Origin of the sequence: Cupriavidus sp. WS (assembly GCF_000395345.1) — a bacterium.
GTDB lineage: Bacteria > Pseudomonadota > Gammaproteobacteria > Burkholderiales > Burkholderiaceae > Cupriavidus > Cupriavidus basilensis_B.
This window is the reverse complement of the sequence record NZ_AQPL01000440.1, coordinates 1-22,646: the sequence shown is the minus strand read 5'-3', so window position 1 is coordinate 22,646 and position 22,646 is coordinate 1. Positions and strand designations below refer to the sequence as shown.

Below are 22,646 nucleotides of genomic sequence, written 5' to 3'. Positions count from 1 at the left end.
CATCGGCTCGAGCAGAACCGGGCTGGCCTTGCGCATGGCGTCCTTGAACGCCATCGAGCCGGCCATGCGGAACGCGTTTTCGTTCGAGTCCACGTCGTGGTACGAACCGAACGTCAGCGTGACCTTCACGTCCACCACGGGGAAGCCAGCCAGGATACCGGCCGGCAGCGTGTCGACGATGCCCTTTTCGACCGCCGGGATGTATTCGCGAGGAATCACGCCGCCCTTGATGGCGTCGATGAATTCGAAGCCCTTGCCCGGCTCTTGCGGTTCCAGCGTGATCACGGCGTGACCGTACTGGCCGCGGCCGCCCGACTGCTTGACGAACTTGCCTTCGACGTCCTCGGCCTTCTTGCGAATGGTTTCGCGGTAGGCCACCTGCGGCGCGCCGATGTTGGCTTCCACGCCGAATTCGCGCTTCATGCGGTCGACCAGAATTTCGAGGTGGAGCTCGCCCATGCCCGAAATGATGGTCTGACCCGATTCTTCATCGGTACGCACGCGGAACGACGGATCTTCGGCGGCCAGGCGGTTCAGGGCGATGCCCATCTTTTCCTGGTCGGCCTTGGTCTTCGGCTCGACGGCCTGCGAGATCACCGGCTCCGGGAAGATCATGCGCTCGAGCACGATCGGGGCAGCCGGATCGCACAGCGTATCGCCCGTGGTGGCGTCCTTCAGGCCCACCGCGGCGGCGATGTCGCCGGCCAGCACTTCCTTGATTTCTTCGCGCTGGTTGGCGTGCATCTGCAGAATACGGCCCAGACGCTCCTTCTTCTGCTTCACCGGGTTGTACACGGTGTCGCCCGAGTTGATCTTGCCCGAGTACACGCGGAAGAAGATCAGCTGGCCGACGAACGGGTCGGTCATGATCTTGAACGCCAGCGCCGAGAACTTCTCGCTGTCGTCGGCCTTGCGCTCGAGCTTCTTCTCGTCGTCGCTTTCGTCCACGCCCTTGACCGGCGGGATGTCGACCGGCGACGGCAGGAAGTCGATCACGGCGTCGAGCATGCGCTGCACGCCCTTGTTCTTGAACGCGGTGCCGCACAGCATCGGCTGGATTTCGCAGGCGATGGTACGGTCACGCAGCGCCTTGACGATCTCGGCGCGGGTCAGCTCTTCGCCGCCCAGGTACTTTTCCATCAGCTCTTCGCTGGCTTCGGCGGCGGACTCGACCATCTTCTCGCGCCATTCTTCAGCGGTAGCCTGCAGCTCGGCCGGGATGTCCTGGTATTCGAACTTCACGCCCTGGCTGGCTTCGTCCCAGATGATCGCCTTCATTTCCAGCAGATCGACCACGCCCTGGAAGCCGTCTTCAGCGCCGATCGGCACCACGACGGGCACCGGGTTGGCCTTCAGGCGGGTCTTCAGCTGGTCGTAGACCTTGAAGAAGTTCGCGCCGGTACGGTCCATCTTGTTGACGAAGGCCAGGCGCGGCACGCCGTACTTGTTGGCCTGGCGCCAGACGGTTTCCGACTGCGGCTGCACGCCACCCACTGCGCAGTACACCATGCACGCGCCGTCCAGCACGCGCATGGAACGCTCCACCTCGATGGTGAAGTCCACGTGGCCCGGGGTGTCGATGATGTTGAAGCGGTGTTCGGGATAGTTGCCGGCCATGCCCTTCCAGAAGGCGGTGGTCGCAGCGGAGGTGATCGTGATGCCACGCTCCTGCTCCTGCTCCATCCAGTCCATCGTGGCGGCGCCATCATGCACTTCACCGATCTTGTGGTTCACACCGGTGTAGAACAGGATGCGCTCGGTCGTGGTGGTTTTACCCGCGTCAATGTGAGCCGAGATACCGATATTGCGGTAGCGCTCAATGGGAGTCTTACGAGCCACTTTAATCCTCTATTCGTCCGTGAGGCGCCGGCATCTCATTGCCAGCGCCCGTAACACAAACGGGCGAGCGTGTCGTGACACAGCCCGCCCGGCAACCAACGACGTAACCCGCGCGCCTTAGAAGCGGAAGTGCGAGAACGCCTTGTTGGCTTCGGCCATGCGGTGCACTTCGTCGCGCTTCTTCATCGCGCCGCCGCGGCCTTCCGATGCTTCCAGCAGCTCACCTGCCAGGCGCAGCGCCATCGACTTCTCGCTGCGTTTTTTCGCGGCCTCGCGCAGCCAACGCATCGCCAATGCCAAACGACGCGACGGACGGACTTCGACCGGAACCTGATAGTTGGCGCCGCCCACGCGACGGCTCTTCACTTCGACCACCGGCTTCACGTTGTTGATGGCAACGGAAAACACTTCGACGGGGGCCTTGCCTGCCTTCTTTTCGATCTGGTCGAACGCGCCGTAGACGATGCGTTCGGCAACCGACTTCTTGCCGTCCAGCATCAGCACGTTCATGAACTTGGCAACTTCGACGTTACCGAACTTCGGATCAGGCAGAATTTCCCGCTTGGGGACTTCACGACGACGTGGCATCTTCTTTCCTTTAGATTCAGTTGAGAGCGCGGCACAGATTTCCCGCTCTCCGGCCACCAACTAGCTTGCCTTCCATTCAGGCAAATTCGCCGGGTGACCACTTACTCGACGGCACGGCGCAAAAAACGCTCCGTTGTACCGCCGCCTGGTGACAGCACCATGACGCAACCGCCACAGGCCATCGGTTATGGCTTCGGGCCTCGGCCCAGGCTGCAAGCCTTGACTTAGGCAGCCTTCGGACGCTTCGCGCCGTACTTCGAACGAGCCTGGCGGCGATCCTTCACGCCTTGCAGGTCGAGCGAGCCACGGACGATGTGGTAGCGCACACCCGGCAAGTCCTTCACACGGCCGCCGCGGATCAGCACGACCGAGTGTTCCTGCAGGTTGTGGCCTTCACCGCCGATGTACGAGATGACCTCGAAACCGTTGGTCAGGCGCACCTTGGCGACCTTACGCAGTGCCGAGTTCGGCTTCTTCGGCGTCGTGGTGTACACACGGGTGCACACGCCGCGACGCTGGGGGCAGTTCTCAAGCGCCGGGCTCTTGCTCTTGACGACTTCAGAGACGCGCGGCTTGCGAACCAGTTGGTTGATAGTTGGCATTGTTCAATCCAGCTTGGTTTTACGAAAAACACCCCTCCGCCACAAGCAATGGGCCGGAAGGGCAACGACGGGTTTTGGGCGGGAAAGGTGAGCGGGCGCTCTTGAGACGGGACCTGTGGAAGTACAGACGGCCAAAGAGCGCGAGCTCGCCGGGGATCCCGCTGCGACCACACCACCGGAGACATCGTCGATCCCCCGGCAGGCTTGCCGATTGCGGACCGGAGGCCACAAATCCGACAGGCGAGCGAAATCCAAAGCCAAAAACTCGAATCTGACATGCTAGCAGGGCAATCGCAAACGGTCAAGCGGGTATACGTATACGTTCCCCAATGCCGACCATGCCGCCGACATGCGCCGTTGCCGGCCAGCCGCTACACCGCGCCGAGCGTCTCGAGGATCGCGTCGCCGTAGCGCTCGAGCTTGGCCGCGCCGATGCCGGGCACCTCGGCCAGTGCCGCCAGCGAGTCCGGCGCGCTGCGCGCCAGCTCGGCCAGCGTGGCGTCGTGGAAGATCACGTAGGCCGGCACGCCATGCTCGCGCGCGGTGTCGGTGCGCCACTTGCGCAGCGCTTCCCAGTTGGCCAGCGCGTCGGCGTCCATGCCGGCGGTGTGGTCGGTGCGCGTGCCGCTGCCGCCGCGCGCGGCGCGCTCGCCGCTGCGCCCGGGCTTGCTGGCCTGCCGCCGCAGCGTGATCGGCATCTCGCCCTTGAGCACCGCGCGCGCGGACTCGCCCAGCAGCAGCGAGCCGTGGCCGCCGTGGTCGATCACCAGCAGGCCGTGCGCGATCAGCTGGCGGAACACCGCGTGCCACTCGGACACCGAGCGCTCGGCGCCGATGCCGAACGTGGAAACCTTGTCGTGCCCCCACTGGCGCACTTTCTCCGAGGCGTTGCCGCGCAGCACGTCGACCAGGTGCGTGGCGCCGAAGTGCACGCGGCTGGCCTGCGCGGTGCGGTAGACGCAGGACAGCGCCATCTGCGCCTCGCGCGTGCCGTCCCAGGTGGCGGGTGGCTCCAGGCAGGTGTCGCAGTTGCCGCACGGCTCGCTGGCTTCGTCGAAGTAGGCCAGGATGCGCACGCGGCGGCAGCCGGCGGTCTCGCACAGCCCGAGCAGCGCGTCGAGCTTGGCGGACGACACGCGCTTGTGGGCCTCGTCCGCCTCCGACTCGTCGATCATGCGCTTCTGCTGCACCACGTCGCCCAAGCCGTAGGCCATCCAGGCGTTGGCGGGCAGGCCGTCGCGGCCGGCGCGGCCGGTTTCCTGGTAATAGCCTTCCATGCTCTTGGGCAGGTCCATGTGGGCGACGAAGCGCACGTCGGGCTTGTCGATGCCCATGCCGAAGGCGATGGTGGCCACCATGATGACGCCCTCTTCCTCGCGGAACCGCGCCTGGTGGTGCTGGCGCACGCCGGCGTCCATGCCGGCGTGGTAGGCCAGTGCGTTGAGTCCCTGGCTGTTGAGCCAGCTCGCGGTTTCCTCCACCTTCTTGCGCGACAGGCAGTAGACGATGCCGCTGTCGTGGGTGCCGTCCGCGGCGAGGTGCTCGGCCTTGATGAAGGACAGCAGCTGCTGGCGCGCATTGTCCTTCTCGACGATGCGGTAGCGGATGTTGGGGCGGTCGAAGCTGGAGACGAAGACGCGCGCGTCATGCAGCGACAGGCGCTCGACGATCTCCTCGCGCGTGACCGAGTCCGCGGTGGCGGTGAGCGCGATGCGCGGCACGTAGGGGAAGCGCTCGTGCAGCACCGACAGCTGGATGTATTCCGGGCGGAAATCGTGCCCCCACTGCGACACGCAGTGCGCCTCGTCGATGGCGAACACGCCGATGCGGGTGCGCTCGAGCAGGTCCTGGAAGCGCGGCGTCATCAGCCGCTCGGGCGCCACGTAGAGAATCTCGAGCCGGCCGGCGAGCAGGTCGCGCTCGACCGCCGCGGCCTCGGCGCCGCTGAGCGTCGAGTTCAGCACGGCAGCGTGCACGCCGGCCTCGGTCAGGGCCGCCACCTGGTCCTGCATCAGCGCGATCAGCGGCGACACCACGATGCCGGTGCCCTGCCCCGCGCGCTGGCGCAGCAGCGCCGGAATCTGGTAGCACAGCGACTTGCCGCCGCCGGTGGGCATCAGTACCAGGCAATCGCCGCCGTCGGCCACATGGTCGATGATCTCGGCCTGGCGGCCGCGGAAGGCGTGGTACCCGAAAACATCCTTGAGAATCGCCAGCGCGCGCGACATAGGGAAACGATAGCGGTGAAGCCGGAAAAGCCCCGGCAAGCCGGAAAGGCGTAACCATACCACTAAGGGCCCGGTACGGACGTTTCCAACCGTTGCGCGCCCGGGCGGCGCCGGCTTCAGCCCTGCAGGAAGTCCAGCACCGCCCGGGCGAACGGCTCGGCCTGCTCCAGGTTCGAGAGATGCGCTGCCGGCGCCAGCTCCACGTAGCGCGCGCCGGGAATGGCCTGCGCCAGGAAAGCGCCGTCGCGCGGCGGCGTAGGCAGGTCGTTGGCGCCGGCGATCACCAGCGTCGGACGCGTAATGGCCGCCACGGCCTCGCGCAGGTCCGAGTCGCGCACCGCGCGGCAGTTGGCCGCATAACCGGCCGCGTCGGTGGCGCCGAGCATGGCCAGCAGCGATGCCACCAGCGCCGGCTGCTGCGCGGCAAACCCGGGCGTGAGCCAGCGCTCGACCACGGCCGCGGCGATCGACGCCACGCCGTCGCGCTCGACGGCCGTGGCGCGGTTGGTCCAGTTCTCGGGCGGGCCGATGTAGGCCGCGGTATTGCTCAGCACCAGGCGGTCGATGCGCTGCGGATGATGCACGGCGAGCCACATGCCGGTGATGCCGCCCATCGACAGGCCGCAGAAATGCGCGCGCGCGATCTGCAGGTGGTCGAGCAGGCCGATCACGTCCTGGCCCAGCTGCGCGATGGTGTACGGGCCCGGCGTGACCGAGGACGCGCCGTGGCCGCGCGTGTCGTAGCGCAGCAGCCGGAAGCGCTGCGAGAACGCGGCCACCTGCGGCTGCCACATGTCGAGATTGGTGCCGAGCGAGTTGGACAGCACGAGCACCGGCAGGCTGGCGTCGCCGTCGAGGCGATAGTGCAGGCGGACGTCGGGTAGGTCTGCGTAAGGCATGGTGTGCGGGACTCCGGTGGATCGGTGGGTTGGCGGCGCGGCTCAGTTCTGCGCGATGGCCGAGCCGTGCTGCGCCAGCGCGGTCACGGTGATGTCCATGTACGGATAGAGCGGCAGCGAGGTCAGCAGCGTGTGCAGCTCGTCGTTGTCCTTGACGTCGAAGATGCTGACATTGGCGTACTGGCCGGCCACGCGCCACAGGTGGCGCCACTTGCCTTCGCGCTGCAGCTTCTGCGACAGCGCCTTTTCATCGGCCTTGAGCTTCTCGACGAACTGCGTATCGAGCGAATGCGGGATGCGGACGGTCATTTCTGCCATGAACAACATGAATATCTCCTGGGCTTGGCGGTACGTCGTATTTCGTGCGTTGAATGAAAGGTCACACCGTGGCGACCGGCGTCAGCGGCGAGCCGAGCGCGCCGGGCAGCCGCAGCGGCGGCGCGCTGAGGAAGAAGCGCGTGCGGCCGTTGGCGCGCAGCCAGCCGGCCAGCTCGCGCAGGTACCACAGCTCGCCCAGCGGCAGGCCGAGCTTGAACAGGCAGTGGTGATGCAGCGGCAGGGCCGGTGCGGCGCCGCTGGCCGGGCGCGCGGGAAAGCGCTCGACCGCGTAGTTGTCGGCCGCCAGCGCGGCGACGCCGCTGTCGGTGATCCATTGCAGCAGGCGCTCGTCGCGGCCGTCGAGCGCGGCGCAGCTATGGTGCAGGCGCTCGGCGTCGGGCGTGCCGTTCATCTCCAGCACCATCTCGGCAAAACCCGTGCGCAGCACCAGGATGTCGCCCTCCCCGATCTCCACGCGGTCGGCCTCGATCACGCGCATCAGGTCGTCGTAGCCGAGCGTGGCGAACCCGCGGCCGTGGTATTCGGCGACGTCCAGCAGCACGCCGCGGCCCTGGATGCCGTGCGCGGCGAAATGCTCGATGCCCAGCGCCGCGGCGTGGCTGTGGTCGTGGCCGCACGGATGGGCGGCAAACCCGTCGGCCTCGGCGTAGTCGACCGGGCCGACGATGTCCTGGTTGGGGCGGAAGCCGTTGTAGTAGACGCGCTCGGCCACGCCGTCGCCGTCGGCGTCGAACAGCGCGCCGACGTGGGCCAGCGAATCCCATTGCGTCGAGTACTGCAGCGACAGCAGGACCTGGTCGTCGCTGAGCACGTCGAGCGCGTTGGCGTCGACCTTGGCCAGCGGGAAATTGACGTAGGCGATGCCGTCGCGAAAGGTCGGGCGCAGCTGCGGCGGATGGCGCCGCACGTTGAGCGCGTTGCCGCCCGGCAGGTCGAGCGGCAGCGAGAGGCAGAAGGTGTTGCCGGTGCGGATCTCGCGCGCGGCGTCGCGCACCTTGTCCGGCGTGATCAGGTTGAGGCGACCGAGCTGGTCGTCAGGGCCGAACTCGCCCCAGTTGGAGCCGTCCGGCCGGTTCTTCCATCGCATGTTGGTCTCGGGTCGTTGCGCCGGCGGGCGCCTGCGCGGGCAGGGTGCCGCGGGCCGGCAGGCGGGCGGCGCGGTGGCCGCTCAGGTGCTGGACAGGCTCACAGATAGCATGCGCCGCCGAGGTAGGCCTTGCGCCAGCGCGTGATGCGCACTTCGCCGAACAGGCCGGCCAGGGCGAACGGATCGGCGTCGATAAAGGCCTGCGTGGCTTCGCGCGTGTCCAGGTCGACGATGTAGAAGCCGCCGCCGGCATCGCTGCCGTCGTCGTTGAGCTTGGCGCCGCAGGCCAGCAGCAGCGCCTTGTTGGCCTCGAGGTAGGCGAGATGGGCGGCCCGGCTGGCCTGGCGCACCGGCTGGTGCGCGGGCTTGTCCCAGGTTTCGATCAGGAACGGCATGGTGGTCTCCTCTGCGCGATTCGGTTTGGACGGGTTGGCTGGCGGTGCGAGGCGGGCCGGCTTCAGCCGATCTGCGCGCCCCACAGCAGCAGCGCACCGATATACACCAGGCCGACCCAGAACATCATGATCACGGTGTAGCCCATCACGTCCTTCAGGCTGAGCTTGGACAGCGCCAGCGCGGGCAGGATCCAGAACGGCTGCACCAGGTCGTTCCAGGCGTTGCCCAGCATCACCGACATCGAGGTCTGGCTGATCGAGCTGCCGATGGCCTTGGCCGCATCGATCATGAACGGGCCCTGGATCACCCAGTGGCCGCCGCCCGACGGCGCGAAGAAATTGATGACGAAGGAGCTGATCAGGCCCCAGAACGGCAGCGTCTGCGGCGTGGCGATGTCCACGAACACGCGCGAGATGCTGTCGACCAGGCCCGAGCCGGCCATGATCGCCATGATGCCAGCGTAGAACGGATACTGCAGGATGATGCCCGAGATGGTCTTGATGCCTTCGTTGAGCTTGGCCACGTAGTTGACCGGCGTGCCCAGCAGCAGCACGCCCAGGAACAGGATCATGAAGTTGATCAGGTTCAGGTCGAGCGAGCCGCCCGCGCGGAAGTACAGCACGGCGTAGCCCACGCCGCACAGGCCGATGGCCAGGCTCAGCAGGCGGCTGTGGTTCAGCCGGGCGGCCACGGTGCCGTCGCCGCCGAGGCTGTGGCCGGAACCCTGCGCGGTGTCGGCAGCGCTGGCCTCGGGCTTGATCTCGACGACGTCGGCCGGGTTGCGCGGGTGCAGCCAGGCATTGAGCAGCGGCAGGGTCACGAGGACCACCAGGCTGGTCAGCAGCATCGGCAGCGAGAAGATGGTCTCGGACAGCGGCACCACGCCCATCGACTTCTCGAGCGGGTGGCCCGGCGTGGAGATCAGCACCGGGATGCTGGCCGACAGGCCCAGCCCGTACATGGTGAAGCCGCTGTACGCGGCGGCGATGATGAGCGGGTAATGCACGCCGCGCACCTTGGTGGCGAGCTTCTTGGCGATGATGCCGCCGATCACCAGGCCGAAGCCCCAGTTCAGGTAGCTGCCGATGGCGCCCACCAGCGTGGCGACGATCACCGCGCCGCGCGGCGTGTGCACGGCGCCGACGATGCGGTCGAGCAGGCGGTCGGTCAGCGGCGCGGCGGCGAGCACGTAGCCCATCGCCAGGATCACCGCCATCTGCGTGGTGAACGCCAGCAGGTTCCAGAAGCCCTTGCCCCAGCTCAGGATCACCGCCGGGGCGGGCTGGCCCTCCAGCAGGATCGCCATGACCATCGTCAGCAACGTCAGCGCGATGGCGAAAACGAAAGGATCCGGCAAATACCGGCGCATCAGTTCGGTAAAGAAACCTGCGATCTTGCTCACTGCGTGTCCCCACAAATGATGATTTTTGTCGCCTGTAGAACTTGCGTTCTTCTCTCGAACAAATCGGCGATTTGCGTGGATGCTAGGAGCAACGATGCGGGGGGTCAAGTCAATGAGCACGCTATTTCATTTCTTATTCAGCAACAATTCGGCGGCATTTTTCATAAGTACGTTCAAGTCGACGGCTTCTGACCGTATCCCTCGGCATCCCGCGGCATCCGGCCGAATTCGCGAAAAAACGGCGCGCTGCCCGCGCCGCGCGGCTGAAAGCCAGGCGAAAGCACCATGAAAGGCAATCGAAAGACCGGACAAGGCCAGCGGCAGGCGCTGCGCAAGCGCCGGACGAAAAAAAGCCCGGCTCGAAAGCCGGGCTTTTCCACTTCTGCTGCTATTGCCTTTCGCGCTGACTTGGGCAGGCGTCAGGAAAACACGGTCAATGCGATCAGACCGCGTCGCCCTCGCCTTCCGTCGTCGCCGGCACCACCGGCGGCTCGATGAAGAGCGACTGCTCTTCGTCGGAGATCGCCTGGGCGCGTTCGCGCTCGGCCGCCTCGCGCGCCTTGCGGGCGCGGTGGTAGGCCAGGCCGGTACCGGCCGGGATCAGACGGCCGACGATCACGTTTTCCTTCAGACCGCGCAGGTCGTCGGTCTTGCCCATGATCGCGGCTTCGGTCAGCACGCGCGTGGTTTCCTGGAACGATGCCGCCGAGATGAAGCTGTCGGTCGACAGCGACGCCTTGGTGATACCGAGCAGCAGGTTCTCGTACGTGGCCGGACGCTTGCCTTCGGCGATCACGCGGTCGTTCTCGTCGAGCAGTTCCGAACGCTCCACCTGTTCACCCGGGATGAACTTGGTGTCGCCCACATCCGAGATCTGCACGCGGCGCAGCATCTGGCGCACGATCACTTCGATGTGCTTGTCGTTGATCTTCACGCCCTGCAGACGGTACACGTCCTGCACTTCGTCGACGATGTAGTGCGCCAGTTCCTCGATGCCCTTCAGGCGCAGGATGTCGTGCGGGTCCGCCGGACCTTCCACGATCATTTCGCCCTTGTTCACCACCTGACCGTCGTGGACCAGGACCTGCTTTTCCTTGGCGATCAGGAACTCGTGGGCGTTGCCGTCCAGGTCGGTGATCACCAGGCGTTGCTTGCCCTTGGTGTCCTTGCCGAACGAAGTCGTGCCGGTGACTTCCGCCAGCACGGCGGCGTCCTTCGGCGAACGGGCTTCGAACAGCTCGGCCACGCGCGGCAGACCCCCGGTAATGTCGCGGGTCTTCTGCGATTCGGTCGGGATACGCGCGAGCACTTCACCCACGTGCACCTGCTGGCCGTCCTTCACGGTGATCAGCGCGCCGACCTGGAAGCCGATGGTCACGGAGTGGTCCGTGCCCGGGATCTTGACTTCCTGGCCATTCGCGTCGAGCAGCTTCACCTGCGGGCGCAGGCCCTTGGTGGCGGCCGTGCGGCGCTTGGCGTCGATCACCACGAGGGTCGACAGGCCGGTGACTTCGTCCATCTGCTTGGCGACGGTCACGCCTTCTTCGACGTTCTCGAACTTGGTCGTGCCGGTGTACTCCGACACGATCGGGCGCGTCAGCGCGTCCCACGTCGCGAGCTGCGTGCCGGCCTTGATGGCCTGGCCGTCCTGCACCAGCAGCGTCGCGCCGTACGGGATCTTGTGGCGCTCGCGCTCGCGGCCGTGGTCGTCGGTGATCAGCGCTTCGCCCGAACGCGAGATGACGATCAGCTCGCCCTTCGCATTGGTGACGTAGCGCATGGTCGCCGTGAAACGCACGGTACCGGTTGCCTTCGCTTCCACGCTCGATGCCACCGCCGCGCGCGATGCCGCGCCGCCGATGTGGAAGGTACGCATGGTCAGCTGCGTGCCCGGCTCGCCGATCGACTGGGCGGCGATCACGCCGACCGCTTCGCCGGAGTTCACCAGCACGCCGCGGCCGAGGTCGCGGCCATAGCACTTGCCGCACAGGCCGTAGCGCGTGTCGCACGACAGCGGGGTGCGCACCTTGACTTCGTCCACGCCGAGGGCGTCGATCAGGTCGACCAGGTCTTCGTCCAGCAGGGTGCCGGCTTCGATCGCGGTTTCCTGGGTTTCCGGGTTCACCACGTCGGTCACCGTCACGCGGCCGAGGATACGGTCGCGCAGGGCTTCGATCACTTCACCGCCTTCGACCAGGGCCTTCATGGCCACGCCGTTGGTGGTGCCGCAATCGTCTTCCACCACCACCAGATCCTGCGTCACGTCGACCAGACGGCGGGTCAGGTAACCCGAGTTGGCGGTCTTCAGTGCCGTGTCGGCCAGGCCCTTACGGGCGCCGTGGGTGGAGATGAAGTACTGCAGAACGTTCAGGCCTTCACGGAAGTTCGCCGTGATCGGCGTCTCGATGATCGAGCCGTCCGGCTTGGCCATCAGGCCCCGCATGCCGGCCAGCTGGCGGATCTGCGCGGCGGAACCGCGCGCGCCCGAGTCGGCCATCATGTAGATCGAGTTGAACGATTCCTGCTTGACGGTATTGCCGTTGCGGTCGACCACGTCTTCATGCTGGAGCTGCTCCATCATCGCCTTGCCCACCTGGTCGCCGGCGGCGCCCCAGATGTCCACGACGTTGTTGTAGCGTTCCTGGTCGGTCACCAGGCCCGACATGTACTGCTTGTCGTATTCCTTGACCTTGGCGGCCGCGTCGCCAATGATCTTTTCCTTCTGCGGCGGCACCAGCATGTCGTCGATGGCGATCGAGATGCCGGCGCGCGTGGCCAGACGGAAGCCCGACTGCAGCAGCTTGTCGGCGAAGATCACGGTCTCGCGCAGGCCGCACTTGCGGAACGCGGTGTTGATCAGGCGCGAGATTTCCTTCTTCTTCAGCGGCTTGTTCAGCACCGAGAACGGCAGGCCCTTCGGCAGGATCTCGGACAGGATCGCGCGGCCGACCGTGGTGGCCTGCAGCGTGATCTTGGGCGCGAAGCGGGCGTCGCCCACGGCGTCCTTGTCCACCAGCTCATACTCGGTGATGCGCACGTTCACGCGGGAAGCCAGCTCGACTTCCTTGTTCTCGTAGGCGCGGATCACTTCGCTGATGTCGGCGAACGTCAGGCCTTCGCCGCGGCCGTTGATCTTGTCGCGGGTCGTGTAGTACAGACCCAGCACCACGTCCTGCGACGGCACGATCGAGGGGTCGCCATTGGCCGGGAACAGCACGTTGTTGGAGGCCAGCATCAGCGTGCGGGCTTCCATCTGCGCTTCCAGCGACAGCGGGACGTGCACGGCCATCTGGTCGCCGTCGAAGTCGGCGTTGAACGCCGCGCAGACGAGCGGGTGCAGCTGGATGGCCTTGCCTTCGATCAGCACCGGCTCGAACGCCTGGATGCCCAGGCGGTGCAGCGTCGGCGCGCGGTTGAGCATGACCGGATGCTCGCGGATCACCTCTTCGAGGATGTCCCACACCACCGCGGTCTGGCTTTCCACTTCCTTCTTCGCCGCCTTGATGGTGGTGGCGATGCCCATCGTTTCCAGCTTGTGGAAAATGAAGGGCTTGAACAGCTCGAGCGCCATCAGCTTGGGCAGGCCGCACTGGTGCAGCTTGAGCGTCGGGCCCACCACGATGACCGAACGGCCCGAGTAGTCGACGCGCTTGCCCAGCAGGTTCTGACGGAAACGGCCGCCCTTGCCCTTGATCATTTCGGCCAGGGACTTCAGCGGACGCTTGTTGGCGCCGGTCATCGCCTTGCCGCGACGGCCGTTGTCCAGCAGCGAGTCGACCGCTTCCTGCAGCATGCGCTTTTCGTTGCGCACGATGATCTCAGGCGCCTTCAGCTCCAGCAGACGCTTGAGGCGGTTGTTGCGGTTGATGACGCGGCGGTACAGGTCGTTCAGGTCCGAGGTCGCGAAGCGGCCGCCGTCCAGCGGCACCAGCGGACGCAGCTCGGGCGGCAGCACCGGCAGCACTTCCAGGATCATCCACTCGGGCTTGATGCCCGAGCGCTGGAACGCCTCGAGCACCTTCAGGCGCTTGGCGAACTTCTTGATCTTGGCTTCGGAGCCGGTGGCCTGCAGCTCGGCGCGGATCTGTTCGATCTGCTTCTCGATGTCGATGCCGCGCAGCAGCTCACGGATGCCTTCGGCACCCATCATGGCGACGAACTCGCCCTCGCCGTACTCGTCGCACTTGGCCAGGTAGTCGTCCTCGGACATGATCTGGCTCTTCTTGAGCGGGGTCATGCCGGGCTCGAGCACCACGAATGCCTCGAAGTACAGCACGCGCTCGATGTCGCGCAGCGTCATGTCGAGCACCATGCCCAGACGCGACGGCAGCGACTTCAGGAACCAGATGTGCGCGGTCGGCGCGGCCAGTTCGATGTGGCCCATGCGCTCGCGGCGCACCTTGGCCAGCGTCACTTCGACGCCGCACTTCTCGCAAATCACGCCGCGGTGCTTGAGGCGCTTGTACTTGCCGCACAGGCACTCGTAGTCCTTGATCGGACCAAAGATCTTGGCGCAGAACAGGCCATCGCGCTCGGGCTTGAACGTGCGGTAGTTGATCGTTTCCGGCTTCTTGACTTCACCGTACGACCACGAACGGATCTTCTCCGGCGAGGCCAGGCCGATCTTGATCGCGTCGAACTGCTCTTCCTGCTGAACCTGCTTAAAGAGATCGAGCAATGCTTTCATTGCAACTCCTTGTTTCGCCGCAACCCCGAAATCCCTTCGGGGCCACGACATTCATCCTGTGGGAAAACCGTAGCTGGCAACCGGCGGGAGGCTGGCCGCGACCGGCCTCCCGCGCGCTCTCGATCAGTAGCGATCGAGGTCGATGTCGATACCCAGCGAGCGGATTTCCTTCACCAGCACGTTGAACGATTCCGGCATGCCGGCATCGATCGAGTGCTCGCCCTTGACGATGTTCTCGTAGACCTTGGTCCGGCCGTTCACGTCGTCGGACTTGACCGTCAGCATTTCCTGCAGCACGTAGGAGGCGCCGTATGCTTCCAGCGCCCACACTTCCATTTCACCGAAACGCTGGCCACCGAACTGCGCCTTGCCGCCCAGCGGCTGCTGCGTCACCAGCGAGTACGGGCCGGTCGAACGGGCGTGCATCTTGTCGTCGACCAAGTGGTGCAGCTTCAGCATGTGCATCACGCCCAGCGTGACCGGACGCTCGAACGCTTCGCCGGTGCGGCCGTCGAACAGCGTGACCTGCTGCTTGGAAGCGGTCAGGCCCTTCTCCTTCGCGATCTCTTCCGGATAGGCGAGGTCCAGCATGCGGCGGATTTCGTCCTCATGCGCACCATCGAACACCGGCGTCGCGAATGGCACGCCCTTCTTCAGGTTCTCGGCCAGTTCCAGGATTTCCGAATCCGACAGGCTGTCGAGGTCTTCGACCTTGCCGCTCTCGTTGTAGATCTGCGTGAGCAGCTTGCGCACTTCGGCTGCCTTGGCCTGCGCCTTCAGCATGTTGCCGATGCGCTCGCCCAGGCCGCGCGCGGCCCAGCCCAGGTGGGTTTCCAGAATCTGGCCCACGTTCATCCGCGAAGGCACGCCCAGCGGGTTGAGCACGATGTCGGCGGGCGTGCCGTCGGCCATGTAGGGCATGTCTTCGATCGGGGTGATCTTGGACACGACACCCTTGTTGCCGTGACGGCCTGCCATCTTGTCGCCAGGCTGCAGGCGGCGCTTGACGGCCAGGTACACCTTGACCATCTTGATCACGCCCGGCGGCAGTTCGTCGCCCTGCGTGAGCTTCTTGCGCTTCTCTTCGAAGGCCAGGTCGAACTCGTGGCGCTTCTGCTCGATGGCTTCCTTGACGGCTTCGAGCTGGGCGGCGACTTCCTCGTCGGCCGGGCGGATGTCGAACCAGTGGTACTTGTCCAGGTCGGCCAGGTACTCGCGGGTCAGCTTGGCGCCCTTGGCCAGCTTCTTCGGACCGCCGTTGACGGTCTTGTCGAGCAGCAGGCGTTCCAGACGCTGGAAGGCGTCGCCTTCGACGATGCGCAGCTGGTCGTTCAGGTCCAGGCGGTAGCGCTTGAGTTCGTCGTCGATGATCGACTGGGCACGCTTGTCGCGCGTCACGCCTTCGCGGGTGAAGACCTGGACGTCGATCACGATGCCGCTCATGCCCGAGGGCACGCGCAGCGAGGTGTCCTTCACGTCCGAAGCCTTCTCGCCGAAGATCGCGCGCAGCAGCTTTTCTTCCGGCGTGAGCTGGGTCTCGCCCTTCGGCGTGACCTTGCCCACCAGCACGTCGCCGGCTTCCACTTCGGCACCGATGTAGGTGATGCCGGACTCGTCCAGGCGCGCCAGCTGCGCTTCGGCGAGGTTGGAGATGTCGCGCGTGATTTCTTCCGGTCCCAGCTTGGTGTCGCGGGCGACGACCGACAGTTCCTCGATGTGGATCGAGGTGTAGCGGTCTTCGGCGACCACGCGTTCGGAGATCAGGATCGAGTCTTCGAAGTTGTAGCCGTTCCACGGCATGAACGCCACCAGCATGTTCTGGCCGAGCGCGAGCTCGCCCAGGTCGGTCGAGGCGCCGTCGGCGATCACGTCGCCGCGGGCGACGAAGTCGCCGACCTTGACCATCGGACGCTGGTTGATGTTGGTGTTCTGGTTCGAGCGCGTGTACTTGATCAGGTTGTAGATGTCCACGCCGACTTCGCCGGCCACGGCTTCGTCGTCGTTTACGCGGATCACGATACGCATCGCATCGACGTAGTCCACCACGCCGCCACGGGTCGCCTGCACGGCGGTGCCCGAGTCGACCGCGACGGTGCGCTCGATGCCGGTGCCCACCAGCGGCTTGTCCGGACGCAGGCAAGGCACGGCCTGGCGCTGCATGTTCGCGCCCATCAGTGCGCGGTTCGCGTCATCGTGCTCGAGGAACGGCACCAGCGAGGCTGCCGCCGACACGATCTGCGACGGCGCCACGTCGATGTACTGCACGCGGTCCGGCGTGACCATGCGGGTTTCACGCTCGCTGCCTTCACGCGACGACACCAGTTCGTCGATGAGGGTGCCGTCGGCGTCGACCGTCGCGTTGGCCTGCGCCACCACGTACTTGCCTTCCTCGATCGCGGACAGGTAGTCGACCTGGTCGGTCAGCTTGCTGTCGACGACCTTGCGGTACGGCGTTTCCAGGAAGCCGTACTCGTTCAGGCGCGCATACAGCGCCAGCGAGTTGATCAGGCCGATGTTCGGGCCTTCCGGCGTTTCGATCGGGCACACGCGGCCATAGTGGGTCGGGTGCACGTCGCGCACTTCGAAGCCCGCGCGCTCGCGGGTCAGGCCGCCCGGGCCCAGTGCGGAGACGCGGCGCTTGTGCGTGATCTCGGACAGCGGGTTGGTCTGGTCCATGAACTGCGACAGCTGCGACGAACCGAAGAACTCGCGGATGGCCGAGGAGATCGGCTTCGAGTTGATCAGGTCGTGCGGCATCAGGTTCTCGGTCTCGGCCTGGCCCAGACGTTCCTTGACGGCGCGCTCCACGCGCGACAGGCCGGCGCGGAACTGGTTTTCGGCCAGTTCGCCGACGCAACGCACGCGGCGGTTGCCCAGGTGGTCGATGTCATCGACCTCGCCCTTGCCGTTGCGCAGGTTGACCAGGATCTTGATGGTCTCGAGGATGTCCTCGTCCTGCAGCACCATGCTGCCTTCGCCGCTCGGGCGGCCCAGGCGGCTGTTGACCTTCATGCGGCCGACGCGCGACAGGTCGTACGACTCTTCGCTGTAGAACAGGCGCTGGAACAGCGCTTCCACCGCGTCTTCGGTCGGCGGCTCGCCGGGACGCATCATGCGGTAGATGGCGATACGCGCGGCGGTCTGGTCGGCGGTGTCGTCCACGCGCAGGGTCTGCGACATGTACGGACCCTGGTCCAGGTCGTTGGTGTACAGCGTCTGGATCTGCTTGACGCCGGCTTCGCGCAGGTTCTCCAGGACGGTCTCGGTGAGCTCGTCGTTGGCGTTGGCGATCACCTCGCCGGTGTCCGGGTCGATGATGTTCTTGGCCAGCACGCGGCCCAGCAGGTAGTCTTCCGGCACGCTGATGAGCTTGGTGCCGGCCGAGTCCAGGTCGCGGATGTGCTTGGCGTTGATGCGCTTGTCCTTCTCCACCACGACGCGGCCGTTCTTGTCGGCGATGTCGAAGCGCGCGACTTCACCGCGCAGGCGCTCGGGCACGAACTCCATCTGCGCGCCTTCGGCCTGCAGCGTGAAGTTGTCGAACACGAAGAAGTGCGCCAGGATCTGTTCGGGCGTCAGGCCGATCGACTTGAGCAGGATCGTCACCGGCATCTTGCGGCGGCGGTCGACGCGGAAGTACAGGATGTCCTTCGGGTCGAACTCGAAATCGAGCCACGAACCGCGGTAGGGGATGATCCGGGCCGAGAACAGCAGCTTGCCCGAGCTGTGGGTCTTGCCCTTGTCGTGCTCGAAGAACACGCCGGGGGAACGGTGGAGCTGCGAGACGATCACGCGCTCGGTACCGTTGATCACGAACGAACCGGTCGACGTCATGAGCGGAATTTCGCCCATGTAGACTTCCTGTTCCTTGACTTCCTTGACCTTGCCCGGATTTTCCCGATCGTTGATGATCAGGCGCACTTTGGCGCGCAGGGCCGAGTGGAAGGTCAGGCCACGCTGTTGACATTCCTTGACGTCGAACGGCGGGTTGGAGAGGTGGTAGGAGACGAACTCCATACGGGCGAGCCCGTTGTGCGACACAATCGGGAAGATTGCGCTGAATGCCGCTTGCAGGCCCTCTGTTTTGCGACGCGAGGGTGGCGTATCCTCTTGCAGAAACTGAGTGTAGGATTCAATCTGAGTGGCAAGCAGGAAAGGAACCTGGTGAACCGTCGCGCGCTTCGCAAAACTTTTGCGAATGCGCTTCTTTTCGGTGAAGCTGTACGCCATGGGATCTCCGAATCATCGCAGGGCTGGCTGGACCTGGCGCAGCACCTGAGGTGTTCAGCGACTGGGAGGGGATTTGGCGGTTGGCCGCTACCAACCTCTGGCTGACGGTGCCCGCACGCTGCGAGCCGGCAGCTACGACGCGATGCGCCATGCCGGCTCGGGGGACACCCGACCAAACTTGTCTTCTGCAGTCGGTTCAGAAGACAAACATCAGCAACCGTTTAGTGTGCCACTGATGTTTGGCCTCTGCTGAAGCTTAGGAAATTACCTAGCTTTCAAGCATCGTTTACGCCACTTCTTGCGCCATACTCTGGCGACTTGTCCGATTTATCCGCGCTCCAGGTGTCGTATAAAACACACTTCGCAGAAGCGCAAAAAGGCTGGCGCCGGGAAACTCCCTTTGCCAGCCCCATCCGCGTGCCGCGAAATGGCACGCGAGCACAGCTTACTTGATTTCGGCCTTTGCGCCTGCGTCTTCCAGCTTCTTCTTGGCTTCGGCTGCAGCAGCCTTGTCCACGCCTTCCTTGACGGGCTTCGGTGCGCCATCGACCAGGTCCTTGGCTTCCTTCAGGCCCAGGCCGGTGATTTCGCGCACGGCCTTGATCACGCCAACCTTGTTGGCGCCGATTTCGGCCAGGATCACGTTGAACTCGGTCTGCTCTTCGGCAGCGGCAGCACCGCCGGCGCCCGGGGCAGCGGCCACGGCCATTGCAGCGGCGGACACGCCGAACTTTTCTTCGAACGCCTTGACCAGGTCGTTCAGTTCCATCACGGACATCGCGCCTACGGCTTCGAGGATGTCGTCTTTGCTGATTGCCATTTGTTACTCCTGCTAGATTTGATTCGGTATCGGTAATGCGATCTTTTAAGCCGGGCTGCGGGCTTGCGCCTTAGGCAGCCGCGCCTTCGCTCTCGGCGGGGGCGGCTTCGCCCTCGCCCTTCTTGGCGGCCAGTGCAGCCAGCAGACGGGCGAAGCCCGACACCGGTGCCTGCATCACGCCAAGCAGCTGAGCAATCAGTTCGTCACGGCTCGGGATCGAGGCCAGTGCCTTGACGGCAGCAGCATCGAGCACGTTGCCGTCGTACGACGCTGCGCGCAGAACCAGCTTGTCGTTGGTCTTGGCAAAGTCGTTCAGAACCTTGGCCGACGACACTGCATCTTCGGAAATACCGTAGATCAGCGGGCCGGTCATTTGCTCTGCGAGGCCTGCAAACGGCGTGCCTTCCACGGCGCGGCGGGCCAGCGTGTTCTTCAGAACGCGCAGGTACACGCCTTGCTCGCGGGCCTTGGCGCGCAGCTTGGTCAGATCGCCAACCGCAATGCCGCGATATTCGGCCACGACGATGGTCTGGGCTTTGGCGACTTGCGCCGAAACCTCAGCAACGACGGCCTTCTTATCTTCAATATTGAGTGGCACGGTTAAGCTCCAAAACGATGCTTGTCCCCCGGATCGTCCGGGGCACGCACATCAGTCCAAACGAACGGCGTCCGATTGGCCCGAATCACCCGGGTCGTTGCCCGGATTCATCAATCCCTCGGGTGCGCCATCTGCGCTGGTGGGGCGGGAGGCGCCGCAGCCGGGTCAAACACCCCGCCACACACGCTCCGCCCGATTAAGGCAAGCCGGCCAGACTTCGGCCGCGCCCGCCACCAGCGGTCTTTGATAACCAGCGGTGCCTGCCTGCTTGCGCCGGCGGGCACCACTGCCCAAAGCCTTGCTCCCCGCGGCTGCCGCGCCTGTTGGGGCGCCGCTGCAGCCGGGGAGACGACCCCGGCCTGGGCCGGGATCTTCGATTCTTTACCCCGGGCGACGTTATCGGGTCCGCCCGGTGTCTGTCAGCCTCAGGCCGACAGCGAGCCCTGTTCCACGCGCACGCCAACGCCCATCGTGGACGACACGGCGATCTTGCGCAGGTACACGCCCTTGCTCGTGGCCGGCTTCGACTTCACCAGCGCTTCGATCAGCGCGTTCAGGTTGCTCTTCAGCGCGGCGTCGTCGAACGAGCGGCGGCCGATGGTGGCGTGGATGATACCGGCCTTGTCGACGCGGTACTGCACCTGACCGGCCTTGGCGTTCTTCACGGCCTGGGCCACGTCGGGCGTCACGGTGCCGACCTTCGGGTTCGGCATCAGGCCGCGCGGGCCCAGGATCTGGCCCAGCGTACCGACGACACGCATGGTGTCCGGCGAGGCGATCACCACGTCGAAGTTCAGGTTGCCGGCCTTGACTTGCTCGGCCAGGTCTTCCATGCCGACGATGTCGGCGCCGGCTGCCTTGGCAGCTTCAGCCTTTTCGCCTTGCGCGAACACAGCCACGCGCACCGACTTGCCGGTACCGGCAGGCAGCACCACGGAGCCGCGGACCACCTGGTCCGACTTCTTCGCATCGATGCCGAGCTGCACGGCCACGTCGATCGATTCGTCGAACTTGGCCGATGCGCATTCCTTCACCAGGCCCAGGGCCTCGTCGATCGGGTAGAACTTGGTGCGCTCGATCTTCGCCTTGTTGGCGGCTGCGCGCTTCGAAAGCTTAGCCATTTACAGACCCTCCACGGTGATGCCCATCGAACGCGCCGAGCCGGCAATGGTACGCACGGCGGCGTCCAGGTCGGCGGCGGTCAGGTCAGCGTTCTTTGCCTTGGCGATTTCTTCAGCCTGGGCGCGGGTGATCTTGCCGACCTTGTCGGTGTGCGGCTTGGCCGAACCCTTGGTCAGGCCGGCGGCCTTCTTGATCAGCACGGTCGCCGGGGGCGACTTCATCACGAACGTGAAGCTCTTGTCGGCGAAGGCGGTAATCACCACCGGCACCGGCAGGCCGGGTTCCATGCCCTGGGTCTGCGCGTTGAACGCCTTGCAGAACTCCATGATGTTCAGGCCGCGCTGACCCAGTGCCGGGCCCACGGGCGGGGAGGGATTTGCCTTACCAGCCGGAATCTGCAGCTTGATAAAGCCAATGATCTTCTTGGCCATCTTTACTCCAATCCGGATCCTTCGCTTGTCGAACGGATCCTGTTGAGTCGTAACGCGCTGTCGCCGTGCCGCTGGCACGACCTCACGCTCCTCTTTGGGCGCGGTCGCGAGGACCCCGCCCTATTCGTCCGCCGCCGCCCTTGCGGGCCGGCGGCGGGCAAAATCCTTAAACCTTCTCGACCTGGCCGAACTCGAGCTCGACCGGGGTGGCGCGGCCGAAGATCGTGACCGAGACGCGCAGGCGCGATTTCTCGTAGTTCACTTCCTCGACATTGCCGTTGAAGTCGGTGAACGGGCCGTCCTTGACGCGCACCATTTCGCCCACTTCGAACAGCGTCTTGGGACGCGGCTTCTCGACCCCTTCCTGCATCTGGGTCATGATCTTGTCGACTTCCCGCTGGGAAATCGGGCTCGGGCGATTGCGCGCGCCACCCACGAAACCCGTGACCTTGCTGGTGTTCTTCACCAGGTGCCAGGTCTCGTCGGTCATTTCCATCTCGACCAGCACGTAGCCGGGGAAGAAACGGCGCTCGGTGACGGACTTCTGGCCGCCCTTGATCTCGATCACTTCTTCCGACGGCACCAGGATGCGGCCGAACTTGTCCTGCATTTCCGCGCGGTCGATGCGCTCCTGCAGCGCGCGCTGCACGCTCTTTTCCATGCCGGAATAAGCGTGCACCACATACCAGCGCTTCTTCGACGAAGGCGATTCCGCTGCGGGGACTTCCTGTTGTGCGTTATCCGTCATGTTCTATCCTTCATTTCCAGCCAAGCACGAGCGAAAAGATGACCCACTCGATGAGCTTGTCCGCAGACCACAGGAACACGGCCATGATCACGACGAAGACAAACACCAAGCCCGTCATCTGACCGGCTTCCTTGCGGGTAGGCCAGACGACCTTGCGGACTTCGCGATAGGATTCCTTGGCGAATCCGATGAAGTCCTTGCCCGGCGCCGAGACCAGCGCGACCACCACGCCCAGTGCGATGCCGCCGAACAGCGCGGCGCCGCGCACATAGGAAGGCTGCTGTGCCAGGGCATAGAAACCGATGACGCCGGCAACCACCAATAGCACCGCGACGCCCAGCAACCACTTGCCGCTGGAGGCATTGACGGTTTCGACGTTGGGATTGGCCATGTTTCGCAAACGAGACTAAGCCGCGTCACGATACTGTATCGCGACGCGGCTGATTGAATTGGCAGGGGCAGAGGGAATCGAACCCCCAACCTTCGGTTTTGGAGACCGACGCTCTGCCAGTTGAGCTATACCCCTAAAACAACTTTGGGGTCGGCGCTGACGCCAACCCCTCTGGCAACGGATGCGGCCGGTTGGTGCCGTATCCGCTGATCGACCTTATCAGTCGAGGATCTTGGCCA

Annotated in this window: 17 protein-coding genes and 1 tRNA gene; all 18 read right to left on the bottom strand. The window is 65.0% G+C overall.

Annotated features, from left to right (window positions below; all coding sequences use genetic code 11):
- A partial coding sequence (fusA, locus tag K206_RS0130290; RefSeq protein WP_043367359.1) for an elongation factor G occupies positions 1-1,839 on the bottom strand: 1,839 nt, incomplete at its 3' end.
- 117 nt (positions 1,840-1,956) lie between these two features.
- Positions 1,957-2,427 carry a 30S ribosomal protein S7 gene (gene rpsG / locus K206_RS0130285; RefSeq protein WP_017224519.1) on the bottom strand — a complete coding sequence of 157 codons (471 nt, stop codon included), beginning with the start codon at positions 2,425-2,427 and terminating at the stop codon, positions 1,957-1,959.
- Positions 2,428-2,651: 224 nt separating this feature from the next.
- Entirely contained in the window at positions 2,652-3,029 is a 378-nt protein-coding gene (rpsL, locus tag K206_RS0130280; RefSeq protein ID WP_006162330.1) for a 30S ribosomal protein S12, read from the bottom strand.
- Between the two features lie 371 nt (positions 3,030-3,400).
- Entirely contained in the window at positions 3,401-5,257 is a 1,857-nt protein-coding gene (recQ, locus tag K206_RS0130275; protein ID WP_020206077.1) for a DNA helicase RecQ, read from the bottom strand.
- 116 nt (positions 5,258-5,373) lie between these two features.
- Positions 5,374-6,156, bottom strand: a complete 783-nt coding sequence (pcaD, locus tag K206_RS0130270; protein ID WP_020206076.1) for a 3-oxoadipate enol-lactonase — start codon at positions 6,154-6,156, stop codon at positions 5,374-5,376.
- Between the two features lie 42 nt (positions 6,157-6,198).
- Complete coding sequence (gene catC / locus K206_RS0130265) at positions 6,199-6,483, bottom strand: muconolactone Delta-isomerase (protein ID WP_020206075.1); 285 nt, start codon at positions 6,481-6,483, stop codon at positions 6,199-6,201.
- Positions 6,484-6,535: 52 nt separating this feature from the next.
- On the bottom strand, positions 6,536-7,582 hold the full coding sequence (locus K206_RS0130260; protein ID WP_020206074.1) for a cyclase family protein: 1,047 nt from the start codon (positions 7,580-7,582) through the stop codon (positions 6,536-6,538).
- Between the two features lie 98 nt (positions 7,583-7,680).
- Entirely contained in the window at positions 7,681-7,977 is a 297-nt protein-coding gene (locus tag K206_RS0130255) for a YciI family protein (protein WP_020206073.1), read from the bottom strand.
- A gap of 62 nt (positions 7,978-8,039) precedes the next feature.
- A complete protein-coding gene (locus K206_RS0130250) occupies positions 8,040-9,380 on the bottom strand; it encodes a short-chain fatty acid transporter (protein WP_020206072.1) in 1,341 nt (446 codons plus the stop codon).
- Positions 9,381-9,822: 442 nt separating this feature from the next.
- On the bottom strand, positions 9,823-14,067 hold the full coding sequence (gene rpoC, locus K206_RS0130245; protein WP_020206071.1) for a DNA-directed RNA polymerase subunit beta': 4,245 nt from the start codon (positions 14,065-14,067) through the stop codon (positions 9,823-9,825).
- Positions 14,068-14,190: 123 nt separating this feature from the next.
- Complete coding sequence (gene rpoB, locus K206_RS0130240; protein WP_029044256.1) at positions 14,191-18,297, bottom strand: DNA-directed RNA polymerase subunit beta; 4,107 nt, start codon at positions 18,295-18,297, stop codon at positions 14,191-14,193.
- A gap of 445 nt (positions 18,298-18,742) precedes the next feature.
- On the bottom strand, positions 18,743-19,117 hold the full coding sequence (rplL, locus tag K206_RS0130235) for a 50S ribosomal protein L7/L12 (RefSeq protein WP_020206069.1): 375 nt from the start codon (positions 19,115-19,117) through the stop codon (positions 18,743-18,745).
- Between the two features lie 70 nt (positions 19,118-19,187).
- On the bottom strand, positions 19,188-19,715 hold the full coding sequence (gene rplJ, locus K206_RS0130230) for a 50S ribosomal protein L10 (protein ID WP_029044255.1): 528 nt from the start codon (positions 19,713-19,715) through the stop codon (positions 19,188-19,190).
- A gap of 425 nt (positions 19,716-20,140) precedes the next feature.
- Positions 20,141-20,836, bottom strand: a complete 696-nt coding sequence (gene rplA / locus K206_RS0130225) for a 50S ribosomal protein L1 (RefSeq protein WP_020206067.1) — start codon at positions 20,834-20,836, stop codon at positions 20,141-20,143.
- Positions 20,837-21,268: a 50S ribosomal protein L11 gene (gene rplK / locus K206_RS0130220; RefSeq protein ID WP_006162338.1), complete on the bottom strand. Its 432-nt coding sequence runs from the start codon at positions 21,266-21,268 to the stop codon at positions 20,837-20,839.
- Positions 21,269-21,434: 166 nt separating this feature from the next.
- Positions 21,435-22,016 (bottom strand): transcription termination/antitermination protein NusG, encoded by a 582-nt coding sequence (nusG, locus tag K206_RS0130215; protein ID WP_029044254.1) that lies wholly within the window; start codon positions 22,014-22,016, stop codon positions 21,435-21,437.
- Positions 22,017-22,026: 10 nt separating this feature from the next.
- The gene (gene secE, locus K206_RS0130210; protein ID WP_020206065.1) at positions 22,027-22,407 is read right to left on the bottom strand and encodes a preprotein translocase subunit SecE; all 381 of its coding nucleotides are present in this window, start codon (positions 22,405-22,407) and stop codon (positions 22,027-22,029) included.
- 59 nt (positions 22,408-22,466) lie between these two features.
- Positions 22,467-22,542 (bottom strand) — tRNA-Trp (locus K206_RS0130205).
- Between the last annotated feature and the right edge of the window lie 104 nt (positions 22,543-22,646).